The sequence below is a fragment of the Streptomyces sp. ISL-1 genome (assembly GCF_018614585.1).
In the GTDB taxonomy this organism is placed as follows: domain Bacteria; phylum Actinomycetota; class Actinomycetes; order Streptomycetales; family Streptomycetaceae; genus Streptomyces; species Streptomyces maoxianensis.
Map to the genome: position 1 here is coordinate 15,680 of NZ_JAGGOI010000062.1, position 17,013 is coordinate 32,692.

The following is a 17,013-nucleotide window of genomic DNA, read 5'->3' on the forward strand; positions in this document are numbered from 1 at the left end:
CCCGGGTGCTGGCCGTCTGTGGTGGTGCGTCGTTCTTTGCCTCGGGATCAAGGACGGCCGAGGGCTCGATAGGTCCATCCGGCCTCGCGCCAGGTGTCGGGGCTGAGGGTGCCGCGGCCGTCGATGACCATCGGCTGAGTGGGGCGGTGGACGAGACGATGCGGGTCGATGTGACCGAACTCTGCCCACTCGGTCAGGTGCAGCAGCAGGTCGGCGTCCTGGACGGCGGCGATCGGGTCGTCGATGTAGTCGAGTTCGGGGTGGAGCTTGCGGGCGTTGTCGAGGGCCTTGGGGTCGGTGACGGTGACCTGGGCGCCGAGTTCGTGGAGTTTCTGGGCGGCGGCGAGGGCGGGTGAGTCGCGGATATCGTCGGTGTTCGGTTTGAAGGCGGCGCCCCAGACGGTGATCCGCTTGCCCATGAGATTGCCGTCGAGCTGTTCGCGGGCGAGGTCGATGATGGCCTCGCGGCGGCGGGTGTTGACCGCGTCGGCTTCGCGGAGGATGCCGGTGGCCGCTTCGGCGCCGAGCACGGCGGCCTGGGCGATGAAGCCGCGGACGTCCTTGGGCAGGCAGCCGCCGCCGAAGCCGAGGCCGGGCCGCATCCCGCGCCGGCCGATGCGGAGGTCGTGGCCGAGGATCTCGGCGAGCTGGTGGACGTCGGCGTCGGACTTCTCGCAGATCTCGGCCATCGCGTTGATGAAGGAGATCTTGGTGGCGAGGAAGGAGTTCGCGGCGCCCTTGGCGAGTTCAGCGGTGGCCCAGTCGGTGACGATCGTCGGGGTCCCGGATTCGATGATCTTCGCGAAGCATTGCCGGAGCATGGCCTCGGCCCAGGTCTGCTCTTCCTGGAAGCCGAGGACAAGCCGGTCGGGGTGGAGGGTGTCTTCGATGGCGAACGATTCGCGCAGGAACTCGGGGTTCCAGGCGACCTCGACCTGGTCGCCGGCTGGGGCGTGGTCCCGCAGGATCTCGGCGACGCGGGGTGCGGTGCCGACCGGGACGGTCGACTTGACCGCGATCACGGCCGGACCGGTCAGACGCGGGGCGAGCTGTCGGACCGCGGAATAGAGGTGGGTGAGGTCGTAGGTGTCCTTGCCGGGCGTTTGCGGGGTGCCGACCCCGATGAAGTGCAGGTCGGCGAAGTGGGCGGCTTCGGCGTAGGAGGCGGTGAACTTCAGGCGGCCCGAGGCGGTGTGTTTGGCCAGCAGGTCGTCCAGGTCGCGTTCGAAGAACGGCGCTTTGCCGGAGTTGAGGACGGCGACCTTGCCCATGTCGCAGTCCATGCCGAGGACTTCGTGGCCGAGTTCGGCCATGCAGGCCGCGTGGGTGGCGCCGAGGTAGCCGCAGCCGACGACGGTGAGCTTCACGAGCGTGTCCTTCCAGATGGGGCCGCCGCCCGGCCGCCCCCTTCCCGGGGACGGGTTCAGGCGGGCTGGGCGGCCAGGTAGTGGTTGATCCCGTCCCGGATGAACGGCGGGATCGTGAGGATGTCGAGGTGTTCGGGGGCGAAGAACTTGAGCTTGACGCCCTCGGCCAGCGGCAGCGTGGTCTCGTCGCCGTCCCAGTCGGCGGCGAAGAAGCTGATCAGCTGGCCGGAGCCGTGTTCGTCGCGGATCTCGAAGAGTTCGGTGAGATTCCTGGGGGCGAGTCCGGCTTCCTCGTCGAGCTCGCGGACGATCGTCTCTGCGGGGCTCTCGCCGTCGTCGGTGCCGCCCCCGAGCAGGCTCCAGTGGGCGGGCCAGGCGATGTTGGGCAGGTCGTCCCGCAGGTGCATCAGGAGGTCGCCGCGCCGGTTCGTGATGATGGCGACCGCGCCGCGGGCGGTGGCCGGGCCCTTGGGGCGGGTGGGGTCAGAGTGCATCCCGTCACCGTAGTAAGGGAGTTGGGGATCATGCGGCAGCCCTCACCGTCTGGTCTGAAAACCAGGCGGCTGCCAGCAGGGCCTGCATCCTGGTGCGGTCGAACCGGCCGCCGGGCTTGAGGCCGCCCATCAGCAGCGGCTGCAGCGAGGACGGGGCCTCGGCGAGCGCGGTGTGGATCTGGGCGTCCGCCCAGCCCGCGAGGGGGCCGTTCAGCCAGGTGGGGACCGGAGAGGCGAAGCCGAGCTTGTCCCGGCTCCCCCAGAGCTCACGGGGCAGGCCGAGGGCCTTCGCGGCGTCCCGCAGGATCCGCTTGCCCGCCGCCGGATCTGCGATCTTGTGGTCGGCCGGGAGCCGGTAGGACAGCTCGATCAGATCGCGGGCCAGGTAAGGGGACCGGCGCTCTAACGCGTAGGCGGAGGCGAGCTTGTCGCTCGTCATCACCAGTGGCCGCCAGGCCGTCGCCAGATCGGCCAGGGTCAGCCCCCTGGCCAGGTCGCCGCCGGCCCGTTCCATCGCGTCGGCGACCCGGTCCCGGATGCGGTTCTCGGGGTCGGGGCCGCGCAGGATGAGCCGGGTGACCGCCTCGACCGGCTCCAGCTCCTGGCCTGCAGCGTGCAGGAGCTTGGCGGCCAGTGGCTGGTAGGCGTCCAGGCCCGCCTTTAGGACGGCGTCTGGGCCGAACAGGACCAGGGCATGGCGGATGTAGCCCATCAGGAACTCGTCCGGGCCGAGCCCGCCGACCACCACCTTCAGGCCGAGGTCGGAGACCTTCCGGTAAGCCATGTGCTCGAAGAACATGGACGCGTCGCCCATCGGGTAGTCCAGCGCGGACATCATGTGCGGCAGGATCTTGGTGAAGTCGATGTGGTCCGGCTCGACCACCACCAGCTCGGCCCCGATGTCCCGGGCGATCCTCGCGGCGGCGTCCGACTCGTCCAGGCGGTCCTGGCCCGGGTAGGAGACGGTGACGCAGACCGGCGGCCGCATCAGGTAAGCCAGCAGTCCAGAGTCCAGGCCGCCGGACAGCAGCAGCGCGAAGTCGCAGCCAGGGGCCCGTAGCGGAACCTGGTCGGCCAGCACGACCGAGAATGCAGCCAGGGCCTGGCGGTAGTCGCCCGCGAACGGCAGCCGGTTCTCCAGCCGCCACCAGGTGTGCTGGTCGAGCGAGCCGGTCACGACGTCGAAGGTCAGTAACGTCGCCGGGGCCAGCAGCTGGATGCCCTGGAACGGAGTGTCGACTCCGACGGGGGTCTCGATCGCCAGCATCTCCGGGCGGACGATCAGCGGCGCCGAGCCGTATCCGGTCAAGGTGGTGACCTCGGAGGCGAACGCGAGCCGGCCACCGTCCAGGCGCCAGTAGAGCGGCTTCTCCCCCAGCCGGTCCCGGGCCAGGAACAGCTTGCCGATGCGCGGGTCGTAGACCGCGAGGGCGAACATGCCGTCCAGCCCGTCCATGCAGGACGGTCCAAGTTTCGTCCATGCCTCGAGGACCAGGTGGGCGTCGGTCTCCTTCTCGGCGAGCTCGATGCCCCAGGCGGCGGCCTGCTGCCGGTAGTTGTAGATCTCGCCGTTGAAGGCCAGCAACACCCCGGAGGTGCGGGCCAGGTAGGGGCCGGGGTGGGCGAGCGGGTCCACGATCAGCAGCGTGTTCATGGACAGCACCGCCCGCCCATCCGAGCCGGCGGCGTGCATGGTGCCGTCCGGGCCGCGGTAGTGCTGGGCGATGCCCATAGCCTTCACCGTCGTCTGGTGCCACTGAGCGTCCGGTCCGGCCAGTCCTGCGATTCCGCGCATCTGGTTCACCCCCGAGAGTGAGCGTTGGTGCCCTGTCGGCGGCCACCGCCGGAAGGAGCCTGGTCCAGTTCCGGCGGCGGCCTGGGCCTTCATCACAGCGGTCAGCAAGAAGACCGGGGAGGGCTCGCAGTGGGGCTCACAACTCGCGTGCGCGGTTCACTGCGGCCCCCGAAGGCAATACCCTCGGTGACCCAACACGCGTATCGCGTACGACTCTTCGTGCCCAGCGGTGGGTTCGCGTACGACTGAAAATCCTCAGCCGTCCGCGTACCGCTTTCTGGGCCCAGTCGAGACGAGCTCGTGCGCAACGCTCCAGTACTGGTCAAGGGGGACGTCGTGGCATCGACCGTCCGTCGGACCCGTCCGCCCAATACGGACCTGTCCCGGCTGATCGAAGCCTCCGGTGCGAGCCACAAGTCCCTGGCTCTGCGCGTCAACCAGCTCGCCCACCAGGCCGGGATAGAGACCGACTACTCGCATACCTCCGTGGCGAACTGGTGCCGGCGCGGGATGACCCCGAAGCCGCCGGTGCCCCGGCTGCTGGCCCAAGCTCTTGGGGAACGGTTGGGGCGGCCCGTCAATCTCGCGGAAATCGGTATGGGCGAGGCAGAGACAATCGACGCTTCGGTGGGGTTGGATTTCTCGCGAGATCCCGCCGACGCCGTCCGTGTCGCCACTTCGTTCTGGAGCTCCGTGAACCGCCGCGACTTCCTCAAGGACACCGGGTCCGGCTTCGCCGTGTCCGCGTTCACCGTCCCCGTCACCCGCTGGCTCGTCAGCCCCGCCGACGAGACCGCCGACCACCAGGGCGGCCAGCAAGTCGGCCGCTCGGACCTGGACGAACTGCGCGAAGCCGCCGACCACGCCCGCCACTGGGACTCCAAATACGGCGGCGGGAACTGGAAGTCCAGCTCCGTCACCGACTGCCTGGAACACCGGGCCGCCCCACTCCTGCAGGGCTCCTTCTCCGACGGCGTCGGCCGTGAACTTTTCAGCGTGACCGCCGAGTTGTCCCGGCTGGCCGGGTGGACCGCGTTCGACGTCGGCCAGCACGACGCCGCCCAGCGGCACTTCATCCAGGCCCTCCGCCTGGCCCGCGCGGGCGGGGATGTGCAGCTGGGCTGCTATGTCCTGACCACGATGGCCATGCAGTCCCTGATGCGGGGCTTCGCGTCCGAGGCCGTGGACATGGCCCAGGGCGCCTTCGAGCGCGCCAAGGGGCAGGCGGCGCCGAGGGTGCTGGCGTTCACCAAGCTGATCGAGGCCCGCGCTCACGCCCGCGAGAACGACCCCAAGGCCGCCTCACGGGCCCTCGCGGCCTCCGAGGACCTGCTGGGCGAAGCCAGGGCCGACAGCGGCCACGAGCCCGGATGGATCGACTTCTATCACCACGCCCGCCTCTCGGCGGACGCCGCCGAGGTCTTCCGCGACCTGAGGAACCCGAAGGCCGCCCTCGCCTGGAACAAGCAGGCTGCCGCGATGCCGACCGGGGTGTTCACCCGCTCTGTCGGGATGCGGCTCGCCATCGTCGGGACCGCCCATCTGCAGGCCCGCGACCTCGACCATGGCCTCGAACTCGGCAATCGCTCCGTTGACATCCTCGCCCGCGTTCAGTCCAGCCGGGCCAAGGACTACGTCCGCGAGTTCAACGCAGCTCTGGCGCCTTGGCGGCGCGAGCCGGCCGTCCGCGAGTTCGTCCACCGCACCCGCTCCGAACTCGGTGTCGCCGCCTGAGTGGTGCCCGCCCGCCTCGTTCTGCCCGTGCTCGCGGGCAGAACGAGGCGGGCGGGCTGGCGTGATTGCCGGCCGGGCTCGGGTGCGGGGTGCAACGGCACCACCGGGGCCCGCTTGCGGCCCTGCTTGCCGCGAAGCTGGTCGTTCTCGACCTCCAGCACGTTCACCACCCGGGCGAACATCCCGGGCGGCGGGCCCGCGTGGTCTACGCGGCCAGCTCGAGGGCGTGCGTCTGCCCAGCTTCCCGCTCAAGCAGCGCGATGCCGTGGCGCCTCCCGCCCACCTTCCGGTCTGGGCTCGCGATCGGATCCCGCCCGCACCCGACGATCCGAGGGTGTGTGTTCAGGAAGTGCCCGGCCAGCTGGGCCTGTTCCCGCCGTGGCCCCGCTCTATCACCCGCTCCACGGCAAGCGGCTCCGAGGCCGGAGCATTCCCGATCTCCCACCTGTGTTGGCAGTCCTGGCGGACATGGCTGTCGAACGCGGTGTCGGTGAGACCTGGCAGTTCCACACTCATGAAGGCGCCCGCCTCGCGTTGGCCTCAAGGCCGCCGGACGAGGTCCTGGTGCGTCCCGAAGCGCTCGCGGACCTGCCGCAGATGCGGCCCACACTCAAGGAAGCCTTCCAGCGCGCGGGGCTACTCGCGCCCGCGCGGGCCCGGCTGGTGCCCGTATGGATGTCGAAGGGCCGCGGCAGTTGTTGTGCGTGTCTGGCCTGGACGAACGAGGCGACAGCCATCGTGCGGGCCCGTGTCACCGGTGCGGCCGCGTGCTTGGGCTGCGGGACGGCTACTGCCGGCGGTGTCTGCTGTTCCTGGCGGAGACCGAGTACGACATCGACAACATCCACCTGACCGGCGGCGATCAGCTCTGGTTCGGCGGCCCGTTCGCCCCGCGCATGCGCCTGGGCTACCGGGGCCAGGAAGGCAGCCTGTTCGGGCGACGCCGGCATGACGCCCGGCGCCTCAGGGCAGTGCGCACCTCCCGTGCTGCCCGCCCCGTCTCCACCCATCTCGCCCTTCCAGGGCAATTAGAAATGTTCCACCTGGTGCGCGACTGGTCGCGGCTCAACGAGCAGCGCCTGCCCGCACTGCTCCCGGGCGCGCGTCGGCTACTCACCGACTTCGTCGCCCACTTCCGCAGCCGCGGCTGGAAGGAGAGCAACTTTGCCCCGAACGTGCGGACCCTGCGCATGTTGCTGGCGCACCTGGGGGCCGAGGCACCGCTGTGGGAGGAGGACGTACGGCTGTTGGCCCGCCGGGACGACTTCACGGGCCCCCGGGTGATCAACTACCTGCGCCTGACCGGCCGGCTCGTACCCGATCAGCGCGCCAATGCGGCACTGGCCCATGCGCGGCGCCTGGCAGATGCGGCTCCCGAACCATTCCGCGCCCCGCTGCACCAGTGGATCGACGTGCTGTGCGGCACCGGCGCCCCGCCCAGCTCGTCGCTGGCCCCCACCACCATCGACGGTTACGTACGCCGGGCTGCGCCGGTCCTGGCTGCGTGGCACCAGGACGGACTCACCGACGTACGCGCCGTCACCCGCGAGCACATCGACACGACACTCAAGCCGCTGAAGGGGCAAGTTGCCTCCTCGCTGGCCACGGCGCTGCGGTCCCTGTTCCGCGCCCTGAAACGGCAGAAGCTCATCTTCCGCGACCCGGCCCGCCACCTCTCACTCGCCAGTGCTCACCGCATCCACAAGCCACTGCCCACTGACCGTCTCCACGGCACGCTGCAGCAACTCCCCACCGTGCGCAGCCGACTCTCCTTCCTCCTCGCGGCCGTCCACGCCCTGAGCAGCCACGACCAGCGCGGACTGCTTCTCGACGACCTCGACCGCAGCCGAGCCCAGCTCCTCGTACGCCGCGTCGGCAAGCTCAACCACACGCTCTACCTGGACGAGCTCACCTCGCGGCTGCTCACGCAGTGGCTGGCCGAACGCCACCGGCGCTGGCCCCTGTGCACCAACCCCTACCTGCTGGTGTCCGCTCGGACCGCCGCCGACGATTCCCACCCCAAAATGTGCTCAGATGCGCTCAGCAAGCCGCTGCGCAGCCTGGGACTGCAAGCCGGCCGCCTGCGCGTGGACCGCATCCTCGACGAAGCCGAGCACACCTCCGACCCAGTTCACCTCATGCGACAGTTCGGCCTGTCCGCGCACACGGCCATGCACTACCTGCGCGACGCCCACCCCGAAAGAACCGGCCCCTCGCCCCTGGCCCCTGCAGGACAGAGACGAAGCTCCCGAAGCAATCGGGACCAGTGACCTTTGGCTTCGACAGCCTGAGCCGGGTTCTGGCTCAACTTCTGTTTGCGCCGTGAGGCGCTGTTGGTTCGAGTGGAGGTGGAAGACCTGCACCAACCCGCTGTCGCAGCAGCAGGGTTGAAGCTGAGGGCAGCCTGATCCGGGTGATGCCGGGGAGGGCGAGAGCGGCCCTGACAAAGCCGGGACGTACCCAGAACTGCCAGATGGGGCGGGTCCGGCAAGCGTGATGGAGAGGAGTACGCGAGGAACCGGCGTTTTACGTCTCTCAACGAGACACCGGCTCGAACCTGGCGGATCTGGGCCGGAAGCGGCGCGTATGCAGGTCATCCTTTCGGGTGGTCTGACAACTCCTGGGCCTGTCTACTGAAGCTGGCCGGGAGGCCACGAGGAAAGCCTGCGGCGTACTCGTGGCGATGCCGCAGGGACACAGTCGGGCTCCTCCTTCATCGAGCGAACCACAGTGAACACGGGAACCGTCCCGAATCTCGCCCCGCTGCTTGTTTCCAGCAGGCAGTTGGGGCTGGGCGCATCGACCGCCGATCGGTTGGGGACGGGGCGGAGCCGCCGTAGTACTCCGAGGCCGGGAGAGATCACAGACTTCGCCGGTGAGGCGGACGCCGCGGACGCACCGGGGCCGCGGACGCACCGGGGCCGCGGGCGATCCAGGTGGTGCGCGTGGTGCGCACGGTCAAGTCGTCACGGCGCGCGATGCTGTGCGGCTGCGTTTCGTCCAGCAGGGCATCCAAGGCGTCAAGGTCGTCCGCGTCCAGGGCGTCGGTGGCGTGCGAAAGCAGCTTGGCCAGACATGTCTGGGCGTAGTCGTTCAGGTCCGGTCCCGCCTGTGCGCGGTCGAGACGGATGTCGAAGGGGCGCCGCTCTTCGAGGGTGAATCCGGCGTCCGTCAGCTCGCCGGTCCATTCGTGGGGCGGCTGGGTGTTCGTGGCGGCGTGCAGGCGGGCCTCCAGGCCGGGCCGGCCGATACCGATGTCCTCGGGCAGGAAACCGGGGAAGAAGTCCATCTCAGTGACCGCGAGGAGCCCGCCCGGCCGCACATGCTCGAACGCCTGGGCCAGCGTGCGGGCGGGGTCAGCCACGTGGTGCAGGAACGCGGCGGCCCAGATCAGGTCGTACGGCCCGCCCTCACCGATCTCGGCCCAGGGCTCGTCGAGGTTCGCCTCCAGCGTGCTGATCCGGCCGGTATCGCCTTGTGCGGCTGCCTGCTTGTGCAGGCGGTGCAGCATCTGCGGAGAGATGTCCACCGCCGTCACCTGTGCCGAGCCGAACCGGTGGGCGAGGGCGAGGCTGCCGGTGCCGGGGCCGCTGCCAAGATCCAGGATCCGGGCCGGGGCGGGGTGCGTGAGATCGGCGAGCCAGCCGGTCAGCTCTGCGAGATAGGGCGCCAGGACTTCGGCGTCCAGTTCCAGCAGCTGCGCCATCGCGATGTCGAAGCCGCTCGCCCGCTCGTGTCCGATATAGCCGTGAGTGTTGTGGTGTGTGTTCATGCGTCGACGGTAAAGCGATCATTGTCGCATCGTCATAGACTCTTGCCGGTGGAGCAAGAATCGACGTTGGACACCGCCGTCAGGATGCGGATCCGGTCCCTGCGCAAGGCGCGCGGCTGGTCACTGGACAATTTGGCCGAACGTGCGGGCATCAGCCCGTCGCAGCTCAGCCGCATCGAGACCGGGCATCGCCGCATCAGCCTCGACCAGCTCACCTCTATCTCCGGGGCGCTGGGAAAGTCTCTCGACGAGCTCGTCGAGTCCCCCGATGACTCCGACGTCGTCATCCGGCCCGACCGCGACGAGACCCGCGGCCTGACCACCTGGCTCCTCACCAAGGACAACGGCCCCCAGGGGCTGGCCGTCGCCAAGATGCGCATCACCGACCAGGCGGGCAGCGTCACCCCCGACGACTTGGGTGTCCATCCCGGCAGAGACTGGTTCACCGTGCTGTCCGGCACCGTCGTCCTGTATCTCGGCGAACGCGTCATCCGCATCGAGGCCGGTCAGGCTGCCTCGTTCTCCACCATGACTCCCCACGCCATCCGCAGCGACCGCGGCCCCGCCGAGATCCTGTGCATCCTCGACCACAACGGCGAACGCAGCCATCTCCACACCTGAGCCGACCGGAACAGCCATCCCTCGCGTTGCCGTCACCGCCCTGGCGCGCGGCATCGACGCTCTCGGACAGAGCGTCTTTACACCCGCACACCGTGCATTCAGCGCCCGAAGGCGAGCAGTCATCGAGGCCCATCCCGACCTGCAGGAGCGCGAAGCGCTGAAGGGCATCAACCTCACCGCTTCCATAGCCCAGGCCCTATCGCATCGCGGGACCCCAGCCCTCACCGCCCGAGCCGCCGCAGAGCTGGGCACCCTCGCACTGAAAGTTCGCCTACGAGCGGTGGAGCGATGCCGACAACATCGATGAGTACAGCGACCTCGCCCGGCAGATCCTCAGCGAAGTGCAGGCTGCCGTCTTGGCCGTGTAGGGGTGCTGCTACGAGTCGGCGGCTCGGTGGAAGCAGATCCCCATCACCGCTCGCGCAGCGACTCAGTGGCTCGAGTCCGGGTGCGGTTGGGTCGGCAGCGCCTGGACCGGGGAGCTGGGCTGGGACAGGGCGTGGAGCAGCTGTCGTTGTGCGCGGTCAGTTGGTTGACAGCGCGGACGAGGTGCTCGACGTCGGTCCGCAGCTGGGTCAACTCGGTGGCGTCCTTGGCGCGGAGTTCCTTCAGTTTGACGATCTGCTGGCTCAGGCGGATCTCGGAATGCGGTGTCTGTCCGCGCGCCCTGACCTGCGCGTAGAAGTCGTTCTTGAGGTCGAGGTGGCGCTGGGTGAGCGCGTTGCGCGGGACGCCGGCTTCCTGGGCCAGGGCGACGATCGTCAGCGCGCCGTTGGAGTGCTGCGCGGTTCCCTGCAGAATGCGGTCCATGGCCGCGCGGATACGGTCGCGTTCGTCGGGTGCGGGGCTCATTAGAGGACCATCCCTTCTGCAGCCCTCATGGGCAGGGTTGTGACCTCTCGGTCCCGGTGGGGTACGGCCAGTGGCGCGAGCCGTTGGACGGCCGGCATGAGTTCCGCCGGCCCTGCCCCCCGAGGCCGTCTGATCGGCTTCAGGGACACGCCCCGCAGAGGGCCGATTAATGAGCTCCCGGCAGACGTCCTCACCACCGAGCAGGTGCTCCGCGCACGACACTCGAGTACTTCTTTCGTGTTCATCGGATGGGACTGGGCGACCGAGACCCATGACGTGACCGTCATGGACCACCTCGGCGTCCGCGTGGACCGGTGGGAACTGGCACACACCGAGGAAGGGATCACCAAGACGCTGGCCCGCATGACCCGATACGGGGCTCCGGCGGATCTTCCGGTGGCCATCGCGACCACCCGTGGCCTGGTCGTCGACCGGCTGCTGGCCGCCGGTCACCCAGTGGTGCCGGTACACCCCAACACCTTCCACGCGATGCGCCCGCGCTGGGGTGCCGCCAAGGCCAAAACGGACGCGGGCGACAGCATGAAACTCGCCGACTACCTCCGCACCGACGGCCACTTCCTGCCCCGCCTGGAGCCCACCGACCAGGCCACCCTCAACCTGCAGGCGCTCACCCGCCCGGCAGCGCGCCGACCACATCGAGGCCAAAGTCGCCGCCGTCAACCAGCTCGCCGCATTGCTGGACGCCCACTGGCCCGGCGGCAAGGCCGTCTTCTACGAACTCGACAGCGACATAGCCCTGGCCTTCCTGGAGCGTTACCCCACCCCGGCCGCCGCCTCCAAGCTCACCGCCGGACGTCTGGAAGCCTGGTGCAAACGCCACGGCTACTCGGGCAAGAAGCCCGGCAGCTTCCTCGTCGAGCGTCTGCGGTCGGCGCCCTCGGCCGCGTCCCGGCTCAGCCCGGCCACCGTCGAACAGCTCGTCCGCGTCCAGGTCCAACTCGTCCAGGGCATCCGTGCCACCGTCCGCGCGCTGGACAAGGCCATCACCGAGGCCGTCAAGGCCCACCCCTACGCGCCGCTGTTCGCGACGATGCCGCGAATCGGCAAGGTCAACCTCGCCCAGATCATCGGCGAACTCGGCCCCATCCTCGAACGCTCCCAGACCTGCGAGCAGTTCATCGCCGAAGCCGGCGTCGTCCCGGTCACGCAAGCCTCCGGCAAGTCCCGCACCGTCGCCTTCCGTTACGCGACCAACCGCCGCGCACGCCTGGCCGTCACCAGGTTCGCCGACAACATCAGACACGGCAGCGACTGGGCCGCGACGATCTACACCGACGCCCGTGCCCGCAAGAAGCGACACCCCCACGCCATCCGCATCCTGGCCCGCGCCTGGCTCCGCGTGATCTGGGCCTCCTGGCGTGACGGAGCCTGCTACGACCCCGCCACCCACCAAGCCAACGGGAAGATCAACACGAGCGCTGCGCGCCCGTGGCAGCTGCCGGCCCTGGCTGCGCTGTCGTATCCGTTCTGGATGTGGGCCCGCCGGGGGCGGTGCACTGTGTGCGGATCAGCGGGCGATCGAGATCGCGAAGGGCGCGAATCCGCTGGACCGAATCACGTGCGGTACGAACAGTATTGCGGCCTCCGTGGCGCGGGCGGTCTGGATCCCGCCGAGATCAGTGATCCACTCCTTGCGCCAGCCGAGGTTGATGAGCAGTTCACGGACGGTCTGCTTGGCCTGCGGGTCCTCGCCGGAGAGGTAGGCGTCGGGCGCCTGGGTGAGCGTGGCTGGCGCGGTCATCACCGGGAAGAGCATGGTGTTGAGTGTCTTGACGACGCGCGTTTCGGGGAGCGCTTCCTGGAGTTGCTCGGCGAGGCTTGAGCCGGGGTAGATCAGGTCGGCGGGCAGTCCGTCCGGTCCGTCGACGGTGGCGTTGGAGACGTCGACGAGGATCTTGTCGCGCAGTTCCTCGCGCAGGGCGACGAGCCGGTCCAGCGAGCCGGCGCCCGGGGTGGCGTTGATGACGATCTGGGCTGTCCGGGCAGCGTCGGCGGCGGCGCCCGGCGCGCGGTCCGCCACGGTCACCTCATGCCCTGCCCGGATGAGGGCTGTGGCCAGGTTGCCGCCGACGCGGCCGTTTCCGAGAACTGCGATCGTGGTCATGATGATCTGGTCCTTCCGTGCGTGCAGGTTGTGGTGCGCGGTCAGCGTGAGAGCGTGGCGACGGCCTCGGCGTGGACGCCGGGCGCGGCGGCCAGGAAGCTCTCGCTCTGCGGGGTCCAGGGGCGGCCCTCGGCGTCGGAGATCTGTCCGCCGGCCTCGGTGACGAGCAGCGCCCCGGGCAGCAGGTCCGCGCGGGCGCCGGCGAACTGCCAGAAGGCGTCGATCCGGCCGGCGGCCACGTTCAGCAGGTGCAGGGTCGCGGGCACGGCGGTGCGGACGACGAGCGCGTCGAAGAGCATCGCGGTGATCGAGGAGCCGACGCGCCGCACGACCTTCTCGTCCTCGTCCGGCCGGGCCTGGCTGGTGGCCACGATGCTCAGGCCGAGGTCCGCGGTCTGGGAGACGTGCAGCGGCCGGCCGTCGAGGTAGGCGCCCGCGCCGGTGAGCGCGGTGTAGGTCTCGCCGGTCAACGGCAGGTGGACCGCGGTGAGCACCGGCTGGTTCTCACGCACGAGGGTGGCGGTCACCGCCCACTCCGGCAGGGCGTGCAGGTGGTTGACGTTGCCTTCGGCCGGATCCACGACCCACCATTCGCCGGGCGGCAGCGCCCCGCCGTCCAGTTCGTCCTCCACCCAGCCGGCGTCCGGGCGCAGGCGCGTGAGGCGGGGGCGCAGGATGTCGAGGGCCGTGTCGTCGTTGGCGGCGAGCGCGCGCATCAGCTCTTCGCGGGTCTGGTAGCGGACCACCTCGCCGAAGCGCTCGCGCAGCGCGGAACCGGCCGCGCGCACGGCGATCGCGGTCTGGCCGAGCAGGTCGGCGTCGGAGGCGGCGACGTCAGTGGTCTGAAGCGTTTCGGACATGGCGGTACTCCCGTGTGAGGAGGGGTGATGAGGCCGGTCGAGCCAAGCTGTGCGTTCCGTCTTGCGCTCTCGTCTCGAAGGTATCCAGCCCTTCAATTAACTTCAAATGCATGTCAAGCACGGCTAGGATTACTCACATGCAATTGGATTTGAACCTGCTCGCCGCGCTCGACGCACTGCTGGAGGAGGGAAGTGTGGCTGGGGCGGCCGCGCGCCTGCACGTCACCGCCCCCGCGATGAGCCGGAGTCTGGGCCGAATCCGGCGCACGACCGGGGATCAGATCCTGGTGCGCACCGGCCGCACGATGACCCCGACGCCGTATGCGATCGCCGTCCGGGAACAGGTGCACGAGCTGCTGCACCAGGTCCAGGGGGTGCTGGCACCGAGCCGTGAACTCGATCTGGCAACGTTGGAGCGCACTTTCACACTCCGCTGGCACGATTCCCTGGTCGCCTTGAGCGGCCCCGCACTGCTCGCGGCCGTGCGCGGACAGGCGCCGGGCGTGCGATTGCGCTTCGTCGCGGAATCGAGCATCGACACCCCCGAGTTGCGGCGCGGCGAGGTCGACCTGGAGGCGAACGCCAACCGCCCGAGCGCACCGGACATCCGTGCCGAGAACGTGGGCGAGACCCGCCTCGTCATCGTCGTGAGGCAGGGGCACCCCCTCACCCGCGTCAGGACCGTCACCGCAAAGCGGTACGCCGCCGCTGAGCACGTCACCGTCTCGCGACGTGGAAACCTCAGCAATGCCCTCGACGACGCCCTCGCGCGGCTCGGCCTCACCCGCCGCGTGGTGGCGACCGCGCCCACGGAAGCGGCCGCGCTGGAGTTCGCGCGCGGCTCCGATCTCCTGATCAGCGTCCCCGAAGCCACCACACTGTCCGCGGTCGCCGACCTCGGCCTGGTCGTGCTCCCCCTCCCGCTCGAACTGCCGTCGGCACCGATATACCTGTCGTGGCATCAGCGCTACGACACCGACCACGCCCACGCCTGGCTGCGCGGGCTGGCGCGAACCGCGCTGGCCATGTGCGAAGCGTCGTAGTCGGCGCCGTCCGGCCGCTTCACCCATACGTCCACGCGACCACCACGGCGATCTGCTTGAACGTCAGCAGCGGCTTGTCCGTGCGGGTGCTGGCCGTGGGGGCGGCCAGACCGACGCCTGCGGCTCACAATCGCGGATCTCGGGTGTGAGTAGTTGAGGTACAGGAAGTCCCGGCGAGATTGATCATGGTCTGATGGGGCTGGTCAGGACGGGTCAAGCTCAAGGTCGGGATCATTGAGCCGCGGGGCGATGATGCGTTCGCGGAGGGCAAGCTCCTCGGCGGTGAGAGGATCGCCGGGGCGCCGGATACGAGTGCGCGCGGGCGTTGGCGGAAGGTCCTCAGCTTCGGAGCGCTCGCCGTCATCGTGCCGTTCGGCTTCGGCGAGCGCGCGGTACACCGAGGCGACCGAGGGGTGCTGGTCCTTGTTCTTGCCAGTCTTGATGGTGAGCTTCTTGGCGATCTCCGGGACGGGCACGCCCTTGTCCTTGAGGGCCTGGGCGAAGGTGAGCATGTCGTCGTCGATGACCTTCGGGCGTCCGCCGTGGTTGCCCTTCGCGGCGGCGGTGACCTGGCCTTCGAGGGTCTTCTCCCGGATGTAGTTGCGCTCGATGTGGGCGGCGGCCGCGAGCACGGCGAAGAACATGGCGCCCATGCCCTGTGGGTCGTAGATGCCGGTGAGCGGGCCGGTGAGGAGTTCGAGCTGGACCCCGGCGTCCTGGAGCTTGCCGGACAGCGTCATGAGCTCGGCGGCGTTCCTGGCCAGACGCTTGAGCTCATGCACGGTGAGGATGACCTCCTGGTCGGGAGCGGCCTCCTTGATGTCGTACGCCAGCTTGAGCGCCTTCTCCAGTTCGGGCCGCGTCTTGACCCGGGTGCTGATCTTCTCGGAGAAGATCCGCTTGCAGACCGGTTCGAGCGCATTCAGCTGGGACTGGAGTTCCTGGGTGGCGGTCGAGCATCTCGCGTACCCGATGCGGATCGGGGCGGCGGCCGGCGCATCCGGGGTCTGCTCGACGGGCGAGCCCGCCTTCCACGGCCGACCAGGGCCGCGATCCTCAGGGACGAGGACTTCGAGTTCTTCGCGGAGCGCGGGCACGAGGATGCAGCGCGGGGTGTGGTACTTCGTCGCCGTCTTGCCGCCACGGGTGCGGCACGGACTCCCGGCGGGCACTTCGCACTTGGGGCAGTCGTGGCGTTCTACCGCGTTTGCGGCTTGATCGGGCGTCAGATCCATGAGATCACCCTCTCAGAAGTGCTTCGCAGAACACCTTGGTTTTGACAGGGGTTCTGCGAACGGCGACCTGCGGAAACGTGACCGCCCGGAGGGGGTTCGCCCGAACTCTCGCATCTGATCGTTTGTGAGATTCGCGCGGCGTCCAGGCGTGGCCCTCGACGGGCGCCTGCGGAACGCCTGGTTGGCCGTCCGATTCCGCGGTGCCGACTGTCAATGGCCGTTGCGACACTCTGAGGCGATCACTGGCCGGGGAGGGCGGATGGCGTTCCGGGCCAGGGATCGCTGAGTGGGGAACTGCGAGGGGCGGCCTGTAGCTGCTCCGCGCAGTGCCGTGAGTCACGAGTCCTGCGCGGCTCCGGCCATCAAAGCGAGCAGGCTGTGGGGTGCGTCGTCATCGATCATGATCGAGTAGAAGCCGTCATCGTCGGCTTCTACGGCGGCGGCGCGGACGAACATGCTCCGTTCGTGCTCGGCGAGCGCGGCCTCCACATCCTCAGGGTGCGCGGCGAGGGCTCGGCCGAGCTCGGCGCCGTCCTGCATGGCCAGGTTGGCGCCTTCACCGTTCGGCGCCCTGAGGTGGGCCGCGTCACCGAGCAGGGTCACCCCGGCACACGGTCCCAGCGGTGCCCGGCCGGCAGTGTAAAGATGGGGCGCAGGACCGGCGGGGTGTCGCTCTCGGTGATCAGCGCGGTGAGTTCAGGGGCCCAGCCGTCGAATTCCTTGGAGACCCGCGCGGTCAGGGTTGCGGCACCGGCGGCGTTGAAGTCGGCGATCCAGTCCTGGGGCTTTTTCAGCTGTGCGTAGGTGTGCAGGGTTCCGCTGCCCTCCCGGTGGGCCAGCAGGCCCCTGCCCGGTGCGAGCGCGAACAGCGATCCGGCACCAACCGCTTGCGCGGAGGCCGGGTGGCACCGCCGAGGACGGTGCGGGCTGGCTGGCTTTCCTGCGCTCGTTGACCGCCCGCGGCCTGTCCGGCGTCCAGCTGGTCGTCTCCGACGCCCACACCGGCCTGGTGAACGCGATCGGCGCGGTCCTGCCGGGCGCGTCGTGGCAGCGATGCCGCACCCATTACGCCCGCAACCTGCTGAGCCAGGTTCCGAAATCGGCCCAGCCGTGGG

At 69.4% G+C, this 17,013-nt stretch carries 12 protein-coding genes and 4 pseudogenes; 7 read left to right on the forward strand and 9 right to left on the reverse strand.

The genetic code is table 11. From position 1 onward, the window contains the following. Positions 1 to 47 precede the first annotated feature (47 nt). From J7E87_RS32810 to J7E87_RS32820, 3 genes are read right to left on the reverse strand one after another with little or no spacing between them, the layout of a single operon-like run. Complete coding sequence (locus J7E87_RS32810) at positions 48 to 1,367, reverse strand: UDP-glucose/GDP-mannose dehydrogenase family protein (RefSeq protein ID WP_215098273.1); 1,320 nt, start codon at positions 1,365 to 1,367, stop codon at positions 48 to 50. 56 nt (positions 1,368 to 1,423) lie between these two features. After that, positions 1,424 to 1,861 carry an NUDIX domain-containing protein gene (locus J7E87_RS32815; protein WP_215098274.1) on the reverse strand — a complete coding sequence of 146 codons (438 nt, stop codon included), beginning with the start codon at positions 1,859 to 1,861 and terminating at the stop codon, positions 1,424 to 1,426. A gap of 28 nt (positions 1,862 to 1,889) precedes the next feature. Next, positions 1,890 to 3,656, reverse strand: coding sequence for an asparagine synthetase B (locus J7E87_RS32820; RefSeq protein ID WP_215098275.1), 1,767 nt, complete (start codon positions 3,654 to 3,656; stop codon positions 1,890 to 1,892). Positions 3,657 to 3,992: 336 nt separating this feature from the next. Here J7E87_RS32820 and J7E87_RS32825 point away from each other — a divergent pair, with 336 nt between their 5' ends. Together J7E87_RS32825 and J7E87_RS32830 are read left to right on the forward strand one after the other, a co-directional pair. Next, on the forward strand, positions 3,993 to 5,390 hold the full coding sequence (locus J7E87_RS32825) for a sporulation protein (RefSeq protein WP_215098276.1): 1,398 nt from the start codon (positions 3,993 to 3,995) through the stop codon (positions 5,388 to 5,390). A gap of 767 nt (positions 5,391 to 6,157) precedes the next feature. Beyond that, positions 6,158 to 7,660: a hypothetical protein gene (locus J7E87_RS32830; protein WP_215098277.1), complete on the forward strand. Its 1,503-nt coding sequence runs from the start codon at positions 6,158 to 6,160 to the stop codon at positions 7,658 to 7,660. A gap of 590 nt (positions 7,661 to 8,250) precedes the next feature. Here the strand turns inward: J7E87_RS32830 and J7E87_RS32835 are convergent. After that, complete coding sequence (locus J7E87_RS32835; RefSeq protein WP_215098278.1) at positions 8,251 to 9,162, reverse strand: methyltransferase domain-containing protein; 912 nt, start codon at positions 9,160 to 9,162, stop codon at positions 8,251 to 8,253. A gap of 84 nt (positions 9,163 to 9,246) precedes the next feature. On the opposite strand from J7E87_RS32835, the gene J7E87_RS32840 reads away from it, so the two are divergent. Further along, positions 9,247 to 9,783 (forward strand): helix-turn-helix domain-containing protein, encoded by a 537-nt coding sequence (locus tag J7E87_RS32840; RefSeq protein ID WP_215098284.1) that lies wholly within the window; start codon positions 9,247 to 9,249, stop codon positions 9,781 to 9,783. A 411-nt stretch (positions 9,784 to 10,194) separates the two neighbouring features. On the opposite strand, the gene J7E87_RS32845 is transcribed toward J7E87_RS32840, so the two are convergent. Then, positions 10,195 to 10,635 carry a hypothetical protein gene (locus J7E87_RS32845; RefSeq protein ID WP_215098279.1) on the reverse strand — a complete coding sequence of 147 codons (441 nt, stop codon included), beginning with the start codon at positions 10,633 to 10,635 and terminating at the stop codon, positions 10,195 to 10,197. Between the two features lie 285 nt (positions 10,636 to 10,920). Between J7E87_RS32845 and J7E87_RS36645 the strand changes: the two are divergent. Together J7E87_RS36645 and J7E87_RS36650 are read left to right on the forward strand one after the other, a co-directional pair. After that, positions 10,921 to 11,211 (forward strand): annotated as a pseudogene (locus tag J7E87_RS36645) (transposase); the annotation flags it as partial. A 475-nt stretch (positions 11,212 to 11,686) separates the two neighbouring features. Beyond that, a pseudogene (locus tag J7E87_RS36650) lies at positions 11,687 to 11,839 on the forward strand (transposase); the annotation flags it as partial. A gap of 324 nt (positions 11,840 to 12,163) precedes the next feature. On the opposite strand, the gene J7E87_RS32860 reads toward J7E87_RS36650, so the two are convergent. Beyond that, positions 12,164 to 12,760 (reverse strand): NADPH-dependent F420 reductase, encoded by a 597-nt coding sequence (locus J7E87_RS32860; RefSeq protein ID WP_215098280.1) that lies wholly within the window; start codon positions 12,758 to 12,760, stop codon positions 12,164 to 12,166. 41 nt (positions 12,761 to 12,801) lie between these two features. Further along, positions 12,802 to 13,620 (reverse strand): 3'(2'),5'-bisphosphate nucleotidase CysQ, encoded by an 819-nt coding sequence (locus tag J7E87_RS32865; protein WP_215098281.1) that lies wholly within the window; start codon positions 13,618 to 13,620, stop codon positions 12,802 to 12,804. A 137-nt stretch (positions 13,621 to 13,757) separates the two neighbouring features. Between J7E87_RS32865 and J7E87_RS32870 the strand changes: the two genes are divergently transcribed. After that, positions 13,758 to 14,663: a LysR family transcriptional regulator gene (locus J7E87_RS32870; RefSeq protein WP_215098282.1), complete on the forward strand. Its 906-nt coding sequence runs from the start codon at positions 13,758 to 13,760 to the stop codon at positions 14,661 to 14,663. Positions 14,664 to 14,866: 203 nt separating this feature from the next. Here J7E87_RS32870 and J7E87_RS32875 read toward each other — a convergent pair whose 3' ends face one another. Further along, positions 14,867 to 15,898, reverse strand: coding sequence for a recombinase family protein (locus tag J7E87_RS32875; protein ID WP_215098283.1), 1,032 nt, complete (start codon positions 15,896 to 15,898; stop codon positions 14,867 to 14,869). A gap of 336 nt (positions 15,899 to 16,234) precedes the next feature. After that, positions 16,235 to 16,803 (reverse strand): annotated as a pseudogene (locus J7E87_RS32880) (FAD-dependent oxidoreductase); the annotation flags it as partial. A 2-nt stretch (positions 16,804 to 16,805) separates the two neighbouring features. Between J7E87_RS32880 and J7E87_RS32885 the strand changes: the two are divergent. Further along, positions 16,806 to 17,013 (forward strand): annotated as a pseudogene (locus J7E87_RS32885) (transposase); the annotation flags it as partial.

What these genes read in the sequence shown, in the direction of transcription:
- J7E87_RS32815 (WP_215098274.1), bottom strand. Translation starts at nt 1,861, where the DNA reads ATGCACTCTGACCCCACCCGCCCCAAGGGCCCGGCCACCGCCCGCGGC.
- J7E87_RS32820 (WP_215098275.1), bottom strand. Translation starts at nt 3,656, where the DNA reads ATGCGCGGAATCGCAGGACTGGCCGGACCGGACGCTCAGTGGCACCAG.
- J7E87_RS32835 (WP_215098278.1), bottom strand. Translation starts at nt 9,162, where the DNA reads ATGAACACACACCACAACACTCACGGCTATATCGGACACGAGCGGGCG.
- J7E87_RS32840 (WP_215098284.1), top strand. Translation starts at nt 9,247, where the DNA reads ATGCGGATCCGGTCCCTGCGCAAGGCGCGCGGCTGGTCACTGGACAAT.
- J7E87_RS32845 (WP_215098279.1), bottom strand. Translation starts at nt 10,635, where the DNA reads ATGAGCCCCGCACCCGACGAACGCGACCGTATCCGCGCGGCCATGGAC.
- J7E87_RS32860 (WP_215098280.1), bottom strand. Translation starts at nt 12,760, where the DNA reads ATGACCACGATCGCAGTTCTCGGAAACGGCCGCGTCGGCGGCAACCTG.
- J7E87_RS32865 (WP_215098281.1), bottom strand. Translation starts at nt 13,620, where the DNA reads ATGTCCGAAACGCTTCAGACCACTGACGTCGCCGCCTCCGACGCCGAC.
- J7E87_RS32870 (WP_215098282.1), top strand. Translation starts at nt 13,758, where the DNA reads ATGCAATTGGATTTGAACCTGCTCGCCGCGCTCGACGCACTGCTGGAG.
- J7E87_RS32875 (WP_215098283.1), bottom strand. Translation starts at nt 15,898, where the DNA reads ATGGATCTGACGCCCGATCAAGCCGCAAACGCGGTAGAACGCCACGAC.